Genomic DNA, 13,774 nt, shown 5'->3' on the forward strand with positions numbered 1-13,774 from the left:
GAATCAAGCGGCTTCCTTCACCTGAGCAACGATCTTCTTGGCGGCGTCGCCCAGATCGTCTGCCGGAATGATCGGCAGGCCCGAATTGGCGAGGATATCCTTGCCCTGCTGCACATTCGTGCCTTCGAGGCGGACGACCAGCGGCACGTCGAGCTCGACTTCCTTGGCAGCGATCACAATGCCCTCGGCAATGGTGTCGCAGCGCATGATGCCGCCGAAAATGTTCACCAGAATGCCCTCTACGGCAGGGTCGGCCAAGATGATCTTGAACGCGGCGGTGACCTTCTCGGTCGTCGCGCCGCCGCCAACGTCAAGGAAGTTCGCAGGGAAGGCGCCGTTCAGCTTGATGATGTCCATCGTCGCCATGGCAAGGCCTGCGCCGTTGACCATGCAACCGATATTTCCATCGAGCTTGATGTAGGCGAGGTCGTGTTTGCCGGCTTCGACTTCCATCGGATCTTCTTCGGTTTCGTCACGCATCGCTTCCACGTCAGGGTGGCGATAGAGCGCGTTCGAATCGAAGCTCATCTTGGTGTCGAGCACGAGCAGTTCACCACCTTCGGTCTCAACCAACGGGTTGATTTCCAGCATGTCGCAATCGAGCGTGGTGAAGGCTTCATAAAGCTGCTTGGCGAGCTTCGATGCCGCCTTCGCCAGCGCGCCTTCCAGCTTGAGCGCATTGGCAACAGCGCGGCCGTGGTGCGGCATGAAGCGCGTGGCTGGATCGATCGTGATCGTTGCGATCTTCTCTGGCGTGTTGTGCGCCACGTCTTCGATATCCATGCCGCCTTCGGTGGAAACGATCATGGCGATGCGGCTGGTTTCGCGGTCCACCACCATCGACAGGTAGTATTCCTTCGCGATGTCCACGCCATCGGTCACATACAGGCGGTTGACCTGCTTGCCCGCGTCACCCGTCTGGATGGTCACCAGTGTGTTGCCGAGCATCTCTTTTGCGTCAGCTTCGACATCTTCCACGCTCTTGGCCAGACGAACGCCACCCTTGGCATCCGCGCCGAGTTCGGCAAACTTGCCCTTGCCGCGGCCACCGGCGTGAATCTGGGCCTTCACCACATAGAGCGGACCCGGCAGTTGCTGCGCGCCTGCCACGGCTTCCTCAACGCTAGTTGCGGGGTAGCCCGTCGGTACGCCTACGCCGAATTTCGCGAGCAGTTCCTTGGCCTGATATTCGTGGATGTTCATGTGGGATGCTTTCGAGTCTCGAAGTTGCAGATATTGCGCCGCGCTAAAGCATCATCGCAGGCTCCTTGCAAACCCTGTCTGCACCGCTCATTTGATTAGTACGCATGATTGACAGCATGAAACTCGAACAGATTTGCCGCGAAGCGGGGCAAATGGCGCTTCAACGCTGGCCTGGCGCAGGGCACGACCTGAAGAGCTGGGAGAAGTCTCCCGGCAGCCTGGTGTGCGAAGCTGACCTTGAAGTGGATGCCTTTCTCAAGCGCGAATTGTCGCTCCTGCTACCCTCCGCGGGGTGGCTGTCCGAAGAGACCGCCGACAACGCCGCGCGTCTGGAGAAAGGCCTGGCCTGGCTGGTCGACCCGATTGACGGTACCCGGGACTTTATTCGCGGTCGGTCGGGCTGGGCTGTCAGCGTGGCGCTCGTGAGCAACGGGAAGCCATTGCTGGGCATTCTGGTAGCGCCCGCGCGTGATGAAGTGTGGTCTGCCACTGCCGGCAAAGGCGCGTGGCGTAATGGCGAGCGGCTTGTTGCGAGCAAGCGTCAGGAATTTGCAGGTGCCAGAGTGCCCGCGCATGACCTGCCCAAGGAGGACCGCGATCTCAGCAAGGTGGAACAACCCAACTCGATTGCCTTGCGCGTTGCGATGGTCGCAGATGACCAGGCCGATCTGGTGGCCACCCTTCGCTGGGGCTTCGAATGGGATATCGCCGCCGCTGCGCTAATCGCGCGCGAGGCAGGCGCAGCCGTCACCGATGCTTTCGGAGAGCCGCTTGTCTATAACAAGCGCGATCCACGCGCATTCGGCCTTTTGGTAAGTGCCCCTGCCATTCACGGCGCTGCGGTCAAGCGGCTGGCGGACAGGGCGCAGGCCATCGCTCACAAATAAAAAGGGCGCCCCGGTGGAGCGCCCTTCTTCAATCAAATGCAGTGCCGATCAGTAAGCGGCTTCAACATCGTCCTGCGTGATCGGCGTAATGCGGATCTCTACACGGCGGTTTTGCGAGCGGCCAGCTTCGGTGCCGTTATCGGCAATCGGATACTGCTCGCCATAGCCGATGGTTTCGACGCGTGCGCGTGCGACACCGCGGGATACCAGATAGTTGGCAACCGATTCTGCACGGCGACGCGACAGGTCGAGATTGTACTGGTCGCTACCTGTCGAGTCGGTGTGACCCATTACGTCGATCAGCGACTGCGGACGGTTGACCAGGTTCTGCGCCACGCCATCAAGTGTGTCGCGCATAGTCGGCGAGATGTCGGTAGAGTTAACTGCGAAGGTCACGTCCGGGAAGCGGACAAGAAAGCTATCGTCGCCTTCGACAACGTCAACGCCGGTGCCCTCGGTGACTTCTTCGATCTCGCGGATTTGCTCGTCCATGCGATAGCCGACATAGCCGCCTGCTGCCGCGCCGATGCCCGCGCCAACGATGCGGGCAGTTTTTCCGCCGACGATTCCGCCCAGCAGGTAGCCAAGGCCCGCGCCGCCGATGCCGCCGATGGCGGTGCGTGAAAGCACCTGGTTGCCGGTGTTGGGATCGGTCACGCAGGCACTCGTCGTGCCCACTAACGCCACAGCTGCTACCGCCGATGTTAGAATTTTCTTCGTCTTCATTGTCACTTCCTCCGATTATCGCCTTTACGGCGACCTCAACTCCCGAGTGGATGAAGACAATAACAGATGGGAAGCCGCAGAGTTCCGTAACTTGTCGTAAAGCACCATCCACGGCTTTGCACAGGAATGACTTCGCGCTGCTGGCTTAATCTGCTAGCGCCGGAGGTCTGATGTCACCGTTTCCCTGGCATTATCTCGCCGCCCTCGCCTTCCTGATCGTGCTCAACGGCGTTTTCGCCATGTCCGAGCTGGCGATCGTCTCTGCGCGCACCGCGCGTCTCAAGATGGCGGCAGACAAAGGCAGCAAGAGCGCGGTCGTCGCGCTTCGCCTTGCTGCGGATCCGGGCAAGTTCCTTTCGACCGTCCAGATCGGTATTACTTTGATCGGTATTGTCGCAGGCGCCGTTTCTGGTGCCACACTGGGCGAACCCGTAGGCGAACGCCTTGCCCGGCTCGGCCTCGATACCGACACGGCCTACAATGTCGGCTTTGCCCTTGTCATTGGCCTCACGACATTCTTCAGCCTCGTTATCGGCGAGCTTGTGCCGAAGCAGATCGCGCTGCGCGCGGCAGTGCCGATCGCGTTGGTGATGGCGAGACCGATGGACCTGCTGTCACGGGTGGCAGCGCCATTCGTTTGGCTACTCGACACGACATCCAACCTGCTGCTTTCGGCGCTACGGATACGCCACAAGGGTGATCATCGCCTGACAGCCGAAGAACTGCAGATGATCTTCGCCGATGCCACCCGGACGGGTGTGATCGAAGAACAGGAGCGTGCGATTCTTTCCGGCATCATGCGGTTGCAGGATCGCCCGGTGCGTGAACTGATGACGCCGCGCACCGAAATCGACTGGCTCGATATTGATGCCGATGAAGACAAGATGCGCCAGATCATTTCCGAATCACCGCATTCGCTGCTTCCTGTCGCCGAAGGCTCGCCCGACAAAGTCCTGGGCGTCGTAAAAGTACGCGAAGTGCTGGCCCTGCTGATGGCGGGGGAGCGTGTTGTGTTGACCGAACTTCTGCGCAAGACTGAAGTCGTGCCCGATCAACTCGATGCGATGGATGCGCTACGAGTTCTCCAGCTATCGGGAACCGGCATGGCGATGGTGCATGACGAATACGGCCATCTCGATGGTATCGTGACCAACGCAGATCTGCTCGCCGCTATCGCAGGCGATTTTGCCAGTCACCAGGATGAAGGCGATACGCCAATGGTTACCGAGCGGGAGGATGGCTCGTTACTCGTGTCTGGCGCACTTTCGGCAGATGCGCTGGCTGATCGGCTCGGTCTCGAACTGCCTGAAGGACGCGAGTTCGCAACGGCAGCCGGCTATGCGCTTTTCGTGCTCAAGCACTTGCCGTCCGAAGGCGAGCATTTCTCCGATCAGGGATGGCGCTTTGAAGTCGTCGACATGGACGGGCGCAAGATCGACAAGCTCCTGGTGAGCCAGGAATAATTCGCCAGGCTGCTAGATAAAGCGCGCGACCACGTCACGGTAGCTGCGCGATACTTTCACTTCCGCACCTGAATCGAGCACGAGGAAGCATTCTCCATTGGTGTGAGGCTTCACCTGCCGCACCTGATCGAGGTTGACGATGGTGCTGCGATGCACGCGCTGGAAATTGCGCGGATCGACGCGGCGCTCCAAATCCTTCATCGTTTCGCGCAGGATCAGCGAATTTTCGGCGGTGAAAATGACCATGTAATCGCCTGCAGCCTCGATGCGTTCGATGGTGTCGACATCGACGCGGAAGATGCGCCCTTTGTCCTTCACATTGATCATCTTCTCGTAACGCGCGCTGCTATCATCTTCATCGCCGATGTCTTCGAGGCTTTCGGGGCTTACTTCGGCAAGCACGTCTTTCAGTTTTTCGGCTTCGTCGGCCGAGCGCTTCTCTGCCAGGCGCTGGCGCACACGCTCGATGGTATCGGCCAGCTTGTCCTCATCTACCGGCTTCATTAGATAATTAACGGCATTGGCCTCAAACGCTCGAATAGCGTGCTCCTGATAGGCGGTGACGAAGACCACCAGCGGCGGATCAATATCCATGATGCCTTTGACAACGGAGAAACCGTCAAAACCCGGCATCTGGATATCGAGAAAAACTAGGTCGGGCTTCAGCGTCTTGATCGCCCGGATCGCTTCGCGCCCGTTGGCGCAGGTTTCGATCACTTCGATGTCGCTGTGCGGTTCGAGACGGAGCTGCAGGCCCTGAATGGCCAGCTTTTCGTCATCGACAAGAATAGTACGGATAGTCATGCGGGGGCTCCGGTCTGGGGGGTTCCGAAAGGTTTCGCCCCGTTATCCTCAACGCCCGAGGGCCGTGGGAGTTTCGCGGGGTCAGGCGAGGCTTCGCTATCTGCCTCTGCCTCATAGGGAATTTCGATAACAACGGTGAACCCGCCGTCGGCAGGTGTCTCGATATCGAAGCGGTGGTCTTCGCCATAGGCTTGCGCCAGGCGCTCCATGATATTCGCAAGACCGACGCCGGTGGAGGAATGGCCGCGCGCAACCGCTTCAGCGGCGTTCTGGTTGCCTTGCAGGCCTGGCCCGGTATCGGTCACCGTAATGCGTAGGCGAGATCCGATCACCCGTGCAGCGAGGCTGATTCGCGCACCCTCTTCTTGTGCAGACACGCCATATTTGATCGCGTTCTCTACCAGCGGTTGGAGCAGGAAAGACGGAATGCACGCCTTGGCGGCCATATCATCGACCCTGAACTCAGTCCGGAGACGATCTTCGAAACGCATGCGCTCGATCTCCAGATAGAGCTGCAGCGTTTCGACTTCTTGCGCCACCGTCACTTTGCTCCCGGGTTGGGTGATCAGCGTATGCCGCAGAAAGCTGGATAGCTTTGTCAGCATCGCATTGGCAGGTTCAGACTGCTTGAGCAGAACAAGTGTGCTGATCGAATTCAGCGTATTGAACAAGAAGTGCGGGTTGAGCTGGTATCGCAGCATGGCGAGCTGAGCGCTGGTGGCCTGTGCTTCCAGTCGCTCCAGCCTGTCGGTCTGCTCTTCCACCTGAAGGAAGTAATTGATGGCGTAATAAAGCGCCGACCACGCGCCAAGCAGCGTCAGCGGGTAGATCAGGTAGGCGATCAATGATTGGGTGAAGCCAGCCGGCTCTGGCCTGGTCAACTGGATTACCCAGGTTTGAAGGAACGCGAAGCCTAGCACCGAGACCGCGAGCACAAGCGAAGTCACGCCCCAGGTGATCAGCGGGCTGCGCTTGATCAGGCTGTTGTAGACGACAGACAACATGGTGCTGATGGAAAAGCCGGTAATTGCCTCGATCAGGATCACGATGAAAAAGGACAGGTCCTGTCCGTTCACGATGCCTGAGACGGCGCGCAACAAGAATGCGCCGCTCCAACCGAGCAATTGGAGATTCCAAAAAGCACGATTCTTGTCGGCGAAGAACGGCGTTGGCTCGAAAGGCAGAATTGCGATACTGCCCGTTCGCGTTGCAGCGCCGGGCGGCGTCAGATTGCTTTCGATCCTCTGCCTAGCGTGCATCGCACCACCCCTCAGGATTCGCGAGCATCGGCAATGGCCTCGCCGATGCGATCCATGCCAACCGCACCGTCAAACACCTGCTTGCCCACGATGAACGCAGGCGTCCCGCGAATGCGCAATGTCTGGCCGAGGAAGACATTGTTTTGCAACTGGGTTTCATAAATCCCGGCTTCGATTCCATTTCGCGCTGCAGCCAGATCGACTCCCGCCTCTAACGCTGCCGCCTCGATCGCTTCGGCGCTTGGCCCGTCCTGCGCGAACATTGCGTTGTGGAATTCTTCAAACTTGCCCTGATCGGCAGCGGCAAGCGCCATGCGTGCGGCATCCGCGCTGCCTGCGGAAAGCACCGGATATTCGCGGATAACGACCTTGAGATCAGGATGGAGCGCCACCAGCGCATTGATATCGGCAAGGCTCTGGCGGCAGTACCCGCAGGCGTAGTCGCTGAATTCAACGAGCGTGACCGAACCTTCGGGATTGCCGAGAACGGCGCCGGGGTAAGCGAGCTCAAGCTCATCGCGCAGCGGCTCGACCCGCTCCATCATATCGCGCCTTTGCAGCTCTGCCATTGCTTCGGGCAGAACCTCCGGGTTCGTCATCAGGTAATCGCGCGTGCGATCAGGCCCGAGACCGGAGAAATCCCACGCGGCAGCTCCGGCAAATCCGGCGACAAGCGCGATAGCGGCGGTGATGGCGGTATTTCGCATAGAGGGAAGCTAGTTGCGTTCTGCCAGCCGTTCAAGCAGCGCGCGGGCTTGTAGCTGGACGTCCTGCGCGCGGATCCAGTCGGTCGATCCGACTGGAAGTGACTGTTCGGCGGCGTTCGCGTTCACCAAGGCGCCCTGGAAATTGCCTGACAGAATCTGTTGTTCGGCGCTGGCAAGGCGCGCGCGGGGTGTGTCACCTCGCTGGCCGTAGACCACGCTCAGTTGATACCATGCAAAGGGATTTTCCCGATCTCTCCCGATTGCAGCTCGCAGTACCGATTCGGCTTCGGCAAAATTGTCCGGATTCTCTGTCGCGATCAGCGCGTGGCCAAGCAGGGTGGCAATCAGCGGAGTCGACCCGGTAATCCGTGTTGCTTCGCGCAGCGGTGGAAGCGCCTCTTGCACGCGACCGGATTCTAACAAGACCTGACCCTGAAGCTCAAGGAAGTACGGGTTGTCCGGTTCCATTTCGAGAAGGCCGTTGATCTCGGCCAGGGCATCCTCGACACGCGCATCCTTGTGGTGGGCGTAGGCTCTTGCATAGCGCGCGGGGACGCCGGTGAGATAGTCGGGAAAATGGGCCAGGGTGCGCTCGGATGGAGCAAGGAAGCCGTAGAGTTTGGCCTTCACACGCTCGAACCGCTCCTGAATGACAGGATCATCGGGAGTTTCCCACGCCGGGTCCACCTGATAGGTTTCCCGCAAGCGGGCGATGCGATTACCGGAAAGCGGGTGCGTGCGCCCATATTCACGTTCCTGATCTTGGCTGATGCCTCTCCGGAATTCATAATTCTGGAGGCGCTCGAAGAACCGCAGGCTGCCGCGTCCGCTGATCTGCGCATCGCTCAGATATTGTGCCCCTGCCGCATCGGCTGATGCTTCCTGCGTGCGAGAGAAGGAGAGAAAGTTGCCCATCGCGGCTTGCTGGCCCGCCGCTATCACGCCCATTGCCGCCTCGCCACCGCCTGCCAATGCGACTGCAGCGGCAAGCAGCGTAGACAGCAGGGTAATGCGTGTTGCGTTGCCTGCGCCTTCGGAAAAACGATTGATATGGCCGCCGGTAATGTGGCCCAGTTCATGGGCCAGAACGCCTTGCACTTCTTCGGCAGACTCGGCGGCGTTTATCAGGCCCGAATGGACATACACGCGCTGTCCGCCTGCAACGAAGGCGTTGATTGAATTGTCATTCACCAGGACGACTTCGACTGCTCCTTCGCCAAGACCTGCCGCATCGGCCAGTGGGTCCATCATATCCTGCAGCAGAGCTTCGGTTTCGGCATCGCGCAACACGCTGATGCCCTGCGCTGCCACGGGTTGCGCGGTCATGGCCACGACAGCAAGTATCGCGGTAATGCGGGCGAGTATGGATCGGATCATTCGCATAGTATAGCTGCGTGCCTAGCGCGCCGGGCGCTGAACGTGAAATGAAGATTGCAGAATGCTCTATTCCGCTTTGTCTTCGATGGTCTTGACTATCTGGGCGGCTTCGTGGTCGGATTCGATGCCGAGAGTTTCAAAAAATTCGCTGGCTGACTGGAAGCTCTCGCCAAGCCACAGGGGAATGTCGGCCTTCTCCAGTTGCAGTTGAGCGGCGCGTTCTTCAGGCGAAAAATCCTCTACCGCCGCCTTGCGCAGGAACACGCCCGCAATTTGTCCGGGATGTGCTTGAGCGGCTTCCGCAAAGGCCGGAAGGTCGCCCTGCGTATCGTCTCCGATCATGGCGAAACGCATGTCCGGGTAGGTCGCGAGTATCGATGCGATGGCAGCGCGCTTGTGCGCTCCATGGCTGCCCGAACCGAAAGTCGCACGATTCAGCCCCCAATCGCGTAGCATCATCGGTCCGTGCGGCAGACCGTGGGCTTTTTTGAAGGCGACCAGGTATGAAAACAGGTTCCACGGGCTTGAGGAAACATAGAAAAAGGGACGCGAGGGAGCAGGAAGGGCATCAGGCTGCGCGACGGATTGTACATTGGGCGCTTGCCCGCCAAGGCTCGTGTAGAAGTCTGCAGCACCCGGTACGACGATCCTTTCGGTCGGCATTTCTGCCATCACCCGCCGCCAGTTGCGCGCGATATTGCGCAGGCCGCCAGTGATCCCGCTTTCGATGATGGTATCGTCGATATCGGAGATTACACCCAGGCGGGCCGTAGATGCAGGTGCGAGGATGCTGGCGACAATGCTTTGCGGACCCTTCGTATTGACCCACTCAAGCGTGACGCTTTCCCACGCCGTGTGTTCCGGGCGCTCGATTTTGGACGGGAATTCCTCATCGAAATGGACAAACCCTTCCGCATCGGTTTCGCGGCGGGTGTCGATCACGGTCTCACCGGCAAATTTGGCGACCAGTCGCACTGTCACACCAGCTACTTCGCGGCTCGAAAATTTGGCCAGCATGGTGCGGATGGCGCGCAGGCGCGACGAGCTTTCCATTTTCGCCGCAGGTGACCGCAGGGCGCGTGCACTCACGGCAAGCCTGGTGGTATTGCGATAGCCGAAATAGGGCTGGATACGGGTGGCTACGCTGCGGGAAAGAACCATGCCAACCCAATGTTCGTGCCTGCAAGGTGTTCCATGCAGCCACCGGGTGACGCGTGATCAGCCGCTTAGCTGATGAGCTTGCGAGCAGCCTTTTCGATCAGCGAGGCGTCTTCCGGCAATTCGCCCAGCAGCACCACGTCGCCGCTTTCGGTACGACGGATCATCACCAGCGCGAATTCCTCGCCCGACGCGGAGACCTCGTCCAGCTGGCGAGGTTCAATCGCGCGCAGCTTCTTGGCGATAGCATTGCGTGGACCGGTGCGAGCAGGCTTGTCCGCAGGCGCTTCTTGACCTTTGCGGAACGCACGTTCTGCGGCGACAACGCCTTTCAAGCCGCCGTCGGCGCCTTTGAGATAGTCGCCAAGCGCACCTTGGGCGATGCCGTTGCGTTGTGCGTAGGACAGCACTGCGGCATATTCGGTCAGGCGGGTCTTGTCGTAGTCGACGCCGAAAACCAGTTTGACGACCGGTGTCATCGGGGCGCGTTCCTGCGTCGCGATGCCGGCATCTTCCAACAGTTCGGCAAAATCTTCCGGTGCGTCAGCTGCGGCGAGAGCAAAGTCCCAGGCGCGGCCAACAGCTTCATACAAAGCCGCGCGGGTGCGTTCTTCGCTGCTGCGCGCTTCCAGCGCCATTTCACGGGCGGCGGCGAGCCAGTCAGCCAGCCCCATGCTTTCGGTTGTTTCCGCAGCCGTAACGGTTTCCACCGGATCGCTTTGGCCTGAAAGATCGAAAGACGGGCGGACATCGGCAGGCTCGTCAGGATAGGACGCGCCGGCTCCGGTGATAGATGCGCTGAGCGATGCGGCAGGACCATCGGCCCAGTCGGTCAGATCGTTCGAAAGCTCGTCTTCCCCACCGTGATCGGCAGCGATATCGAGCGCCTGGTCAATCTCGAGCAGCAGCTCATCAGCCGATTTCGCGTCAGCCATTTCCTTCCAGTTGATCACGCCATAGATGAAATCGATGGTTTCATCATCGCTGGAGAACGGCAGCAGAATGCCGCGATAGAGGATGGTAGCGCCAGAGGCGTTGACGAATTCCGCTTCAAAACCAATCGGCGACTGGTTGGCGAGAATCTGCATATAGTGGTCGGTAATGCGGCTCAGCAAAGAACGCGGCGGCACTTCGGAAAGGCGCTTCGGCAGCTCTTCGGCCGCCGTGATGCATTCGCGGCCCAGCTCTTCACCAATGAAATTGATGCTGGGGTCTTCGATACCATCGGTGAAATCGAGGAGAACGGAATTCGGGCCGAAATCGGGCAGCAGCGTCGGGTCGAGATCCTCGACCGAAGGGAAGTTGCGATCTTCCAGCAGGCTTGCCCAGAAGTTGTAGGCACGCACCTGCATGCGCCGCTCATCGGTGCCGATGGCAGGCGGTGGAGTGTGATCAACCGCGTCCTCGGTAGCGTCGTCTTCCTCGACCTGAGCGGCAAAACCGTCCAGATCAAGTGCGTCAAGCGGTCCGAAATTGCCCCGCAAAGTGTCCATGCCCAAAAGCCTTTCCCTGATTGGCAGAGACCCTTTTGGCGCGACATGGTAAACTTTTCGTGAAGTTGCGCCGGATTTTTACAACTGCAAACGATCTAACGCACTGAAAATATTAGAGCATATACCGCATACGAATAGTTTGCCGGCTTGGTGAAGTGCCGATAACGATTGCGGCTTCGTCAAAACGGGGCGGGCCCATGCGTACCCGGGCATCGCGGGAGAAGCCAAAACCTTCGGTCGGCATCATGCCCAGCGCGCGATCGGCACGGCCGTTATCGTTCTCGTCATGCAGCAGGGCAATGGCGTAGGTTCCCGGCGTGACATTGCGGAAGTGCAGGGTCGCTGCTTCTCCGGCCGGAACGACTATGCGGTACCCTTGTGTCGAACCCTGACAGCGCGGGAACCGCTCGTCATCACGCGTCATGCAAGCGCGTACAACGCCTTCCGTATTGCGCAGATTGGTGACCTGCACGGTGACGTCCACACCCTCTTGCCCGGCCGAGACCGGAGCGGAGAACAGTGCAGCCCCCGCGGCCATGCTCAATGCTGTGAGGCGGGTTGATCCCATGATGCGTCGGCCAAGCCTTTGTCTGTTTTGCACAAGTGATCCCAAAATCTGAAGTAGAGCCCGAAGTTGCAGCGATATTCGTCATGATGCCGCTGATGATGGCTGGCTGTTATCAGCCAATACCCTGCGCGGGAATGAACAAGCCAGCACGGGAATACTTCCCAACCCATATGATTGGTCACGCCCATCACAGTCATTATCGTGAGGACCAACGCCAGTGCGCCGACGTGAATGGGGATGGCGAACACCAGCAGCGGAATAACGATTGCGCCTGTCAGCGCCTCTACCGGGTGAAAGCTCATCGCGGCCCATGCGGTGGGCGGCCTGCTGGCATGATGCACGGCGTGGGCAATGCGGAACCACTTCGGACGATGCATCAGGCGATGGGTCCAATAGAACCAGGTGTCATGCGCGAAGAGGTAGAGGAAGATGGAAAGCGGCCAGTACCACAGCGGATAGTCGCTGACCGAGCTGTATATCTGCGTCCAGCCGTGATTGTTCCAGCCCCACGCGATGACGCCTGCGGGCACACCGTAAATCGCGGCAGACAAAAGCGACCAGCGGATTTCCTGCCGGATCTGTGGCCTCATGCCTTTGTAGAGCCCCGGCCGCATCTTCTGTGTAGCCCAGGCAAATATGCCGCTAGCCAGAAGGTATCGCAGCGCGACAATCAGAGTCATCGCAATTGCGGAGAGGATAATTGCTGTCAGCATGATACGAGTTGACTATGCCGCGCACATGAAGATTCCGCTATCCCTCCAGCGCAGATTATCCCGCAAGTTCGCCGCCCCAGCGAGCGCAGTGGCTATCAGCGACGACAGCCTGCCGACGTAAGGCGGCGCGCGCGAGCCTTTCAGTTTCTACCTTGCGCCGGGCTGCTGCCAGCGGATGGCTCGGAGCAGGGCGAACAATTTCCGCATCATACTCATCTGCTACAATCACGCCGCAGCAATCGGGCCGATAGTTATCACCTTCCAGAACCTCGCGATCTAGCTCTGGTGGAAGCCCCCAATAGAACTTGTCGCAATAGTCGAGGTAGTCGGTCCACTTGTTATCGCCAACCAGGTCTGCGCGCGCAGTTTTGATCTCGACAATCACGATCTTGCCTTTCGCATCGATCCCCATCAGATCGGCGCGCCGCCCGTTGCGCAGCGGCATTTCCGACAACACCCAGATATCGTTGCGTGCAAACAGCCGGCAGATGCCGCGCACCACAGCTTGCGAGCGCAAGGCGAATTCTGGCTCTGCAGAATCGGATTCAGCGATGGCAGCAAGCGAATCGGGCATACCGCAGGATTGGAACGAAATGGGAACACGGTCAAGCGCCTTACGCGCTTGGATGCAATTCAGGCGCTGCGACGCGGCCCCAGATCGCTTGTGGGTGGCAGCAAGGCGACAATGCTGGCGCGCGCGGCGGCAAATTCTTGCCACAGGGCGCGGGCAGCATGGGTGCAGCTCGCGCCGCGCGCATTGATCGCCAGCAGTGCGGAGATGCCGGGCTCCATTACCGCCGACAGGTCTGCGCAGCCTTTGAGGGCCAGATCACGACGCCAGGGTTCGGCATCGCGGATAAGAGCGGGGAAGTTTTTCACCGTCTTTTCAACTTGCTCGGCTTTGTAGCCTGATAGCATGCAGACAACCTTCCCCGCGTCGGCCAATGCGGCCCAGCGCATGCTTAAGCCACTCGTATCGCCATTCAGCCGTGCAGAAGGGCCTTTTCCGCCCGACCGTTGGCTCTGGCCAAAAACAGGTGACATTGCGCTCATAGTGCTGCGCCCATAGCGCCCAACCCCTTGCCAAGAAGTTAGCAAGGCTTCGTCGCGAGCCAGACGTTTTGCCGGTAGGCCCTCAACAAGAACCACAATTCCGCTTGGCGCGCGCGCCAGCCATTGCTAGGCGGCTTCGCCTATCAGCACCCGTAGCTCAGCTGGATAGAGCGCTGCCCTCCGAAGGCAGAGGCCACAGGTTCGAATCCTGTCGGGTGCGCCAGTTTTTCAATGAGATATTTGCCGTACGCTTACGCGTTCAAAAGCTGGTAAGCATATAGTCAGCACAACACGTTGGTCGCCGCTCCAAAAATGCGTTCGCGTTGACAGGGCCAGAAGCGGAAATACAGCCTGGGCAAGCCA

At 59.4% G+C, this 13,774-nt stretch carries 15 protein-coding genes and 1 tRNA gene; 4 read left to right on the forward strand and 12 right to left on the reverse strand.

Annotated elements, in window-relative coordinates; all coding sequences use genetic code 11:
- Nucleotides 1-3: 3 nt before the first annotated feature.
- The gene (sucC, locus tag OOZ52_RS10690) at nucleotides 4-1,203 is read right to left on the reverse strand and encodes an ADP-forming succinate--CoA ligase subunit beta (RefSeq protein WP_274698507.1); all 1,200 of its coding nucleotides are present in this window, start codon (nucleotides 1,201-1,203) and stop codon (nucleotides 4-6) included.
- Between the two features lie 104 nt (nucleotides 1,204-1,307).
- Between sucC and OOZ52_RS10695 the strand changes: the two genes are divergently transcribed.
- On the forward strand, nucleotides 1,308-2,090 hold the full coding sequence (locus OOZ52_RS10695) for a 3'(2'),5'-bisphosphate nucleotidase CysQ (RefSeq protein WP_274698508.1): 783 nt from the start codon (nucleotides 1,308-1,310) through the stop codon (nucleotides 2,088-2,090).
- A gap of 48 nt (nucleotides 2,091-2,138) precedes the next feature.
- On the opposite strand, the gene OOZ52_RS10700 is transcribed toward OOZ52_RS10695, so the two are convergent.
- Nucleotides 2,139-2,816, reverse strand: coding sequence for an OmpA family protein (locus OOZ52_RS10700; RefSeq protein ID WP_274698509.1), 678 nt, complete (start codon nucleotides 2,814-2,816; stop codon nucleotides 2,139-2,141).
- Between the two features lie 170 nt (nucleotides 2,817-2,986).
- On the opposite strand from OOZ52_RS10700, the gene OOZ52_RS10705 reads away from it, so the two are divergent.
- Nucleotides 2,987-4,279 carry a hemolysin family protein gene (locus tag OOZ52_RS10705; RefSeq protein WP_274698510.1) on the forward strand — a complete coding sequence of 431 codons (1,293 nt, stop codon included), beginning with the start codon at nucleotides 2,987-2,989 and terminating at the stop codon, nucleotides 4,277-4,279.
- Nucleotides 4,280-4,291: 12 nt separating this feature from the next.
- Here the strand turns inward: OOZ52_RS10705 and OOZ52_RS10710 are convergent, their stop codons facing one another.
- The 5 genes from OOZ52_RS10710 to OOZ52_RS10730 form a co-directional block, all read right to left on the reverse strand.
- Complete coding sequence (locus tag OOZ52_RS10710) at nucleotides 4,292-5,083, reverse strand: LytR/AlgR family response regulator transcription factor (RefSeq protein WP_274698511.1); 792 nt, start codon at nucleotides 5,081-5,083, stop codon at nucleotides 4,292-4,294.
- Nucleotides 5,080-6,276 (reverse strand): sensor histidine kinase, encoded by a 1,197-nt coding sequence (locus tag OOZ52_RS10715; RefSeq protein ID WP_274698577.1) that lies wholly within the window; start codon nucleotides 6,274-6,276, stop codon nucleotides 5,080-5,082. Before OOZ52_RS10715 ends, OOZ52_RS10710 begins: the two co-directional genes overlap by 4 nt.
- Nucleotides 6,277-6,353: 77 nt before the next feature.
- Nucleotides 6,354-7,049, reverse strand: a complete 696-nt coding sequence (locus OOZ52_RS10720) for a DsbA family protein (RefSeq protein ID WP_274698512.1) — start codon at nucleotides 7,047-7,049, stop codon at nucleotides 6,354-6,356.
- Nucleotides 7,050-7,058: 9 nt separating this feature from the next.
- Nucleotides 7,059-8,432: a M48 family metalloprotease gene (locus OOZ52_RS10725; protein ID WP_274698513.1), complete on the reverse strand. Its 1,374-nt coding sequence runs from the start codon at nucleotides 8,430-8,432 to the stop codon at nucleotides 7,059-7,061.
- A 60-nt stretch (nucleotides 8,433-8,492) separates the two neighbouring features.
- The gene (locus OOZ52_RS10730; RefSeq protein WP_274698514.1) at nucleotides 8,493-9,587 is read right to left on the reverse strand and encodes a phosphatase domain-containing protein; all 1,095 of its coding nucleotides are present in this window, start codon (nucleotides 9,585-9,587) and stop codon (nucleotides 8,493-8,495) included.
- On the opposite strand from OOZ52_RS10730, the gene OOZ52_RS12850 reads away from it, so the two are divergent.
- On the forward strand, nucleotides 9,586-9,660 hold the full coding sequence (locus OOZ52_RS12850; RefSeq protein WP_446698126.1) for an SWIM zinc finger family protein: 75 nt from the start codon (nucleotides 9,586-9,588) through the stop codon (nucleotides 9,658-9,660). The two genes, OOZ52_RS10730 and OOZ52_RS12850, sit on opposite strands and share 2 nt — an antisense overlap.
- Here the strand turns inward: OOZ52_RS12850 and OOZ52_RS10735 are convergent.
- The 5 genes from OOZ52_RS10735 to OOZ52_RS10755 all read right to left on the reverse strand — a co-directional run bounded on the left by OOZ52_RS10735 (nucleotide 9,653) and on the right by OOZ52_RS10755 (nucleotide 13,411).
- Complete coding sequence (locus OOZ52_RS10735; protein WP_274698515.1) at nucleotides 9,653-11,077, reverse strand: PAS domain-containing protein; 1,425 nt, start codon at nucleotides 11,075-11,077, stop codon at nucleotides 9,653-9,655. The two genes, OOZ52_RS12850 and OOZ52_RS10735, sit on opposite strands and share 8 nt — an antisense overlap.
- A gap of 112 nt (nucleotides 11,078-11,189) precedes the next feature.
- Nucleotides 11,190-11,645, reverse strand: a complete 456-nt coding sequence (locus OOZ52_RS10740; protein WP_274698516.1) for a DUF2141 domain-containing protein — start codon at nucleotides 11,643-11,645, stop codon at nucleotides 11,190-11,192.
- Nucleotides 11,618-12,358, reverse strand: a complete 741-nt coding sequence (locus OOZ52_RS10745) for a sterol desaturase family protein (RefSeq protein WP_274698517.1) — start codon at nucleotides 12,356-12,358, stop codon at nucleotides 11,618-11,620. Before OOZ52_RS10745 ends, OOZ52_RS10740 begins: the two co-directional genes overlap by 28 nt.
- 55 nt (nucleotides 12,359-12,413) lie before the next feature.
- Complete coding sequence (locus OOZ52_RS10750; RefSeq protein ID WP_274698518.1) at nucleotides 12,414-12,932, reverse strand: MmcB family DNA repair protein; 519 nt, start codon at nucleotides 12,930-12,932, stop codon at nucleotides 12,414-12,416.
- A gap of 59 nt (nucleotides 12,933-12,991) precedes the next feature.
- Complete coding sequence (locus tag OOZ52_RS10755) at nucleotides 12,992-13,411, reverse strand: hypothetical protein (protein ID WP_274698519.1); 420 nt, start codon at nucleotides 13,409-13,411, stop codon at nucleotides 12,992-12,994.
- Between the two features lie 146 nt (nucleotides 13,412-13,557).
- On the opposite strand from OOZ52_RS10755, the gene OOZ52_RS10760 reads away from it, so the two are divergent.
- Nucleotides 13,558-13,634 (forward strand) — tRNA-Arg (locus OOZ52_RS10760).
- The last annotated feature ends 140 nt before the right edge of the window (nucleotides 13,635-13,774 follow it).

It is taken from the genome of Aurantiacibacter sp. D1-12 (genome assembly GCF_028858515.1).
In the GTDB taxonomy this organism is placed as follows: domain Bacteria; phylum Pseudomonadota; class Alphaproteobacteria; order Sphingomonadales; family Sphingomonadaceae; genus Alteraurantiacibacter.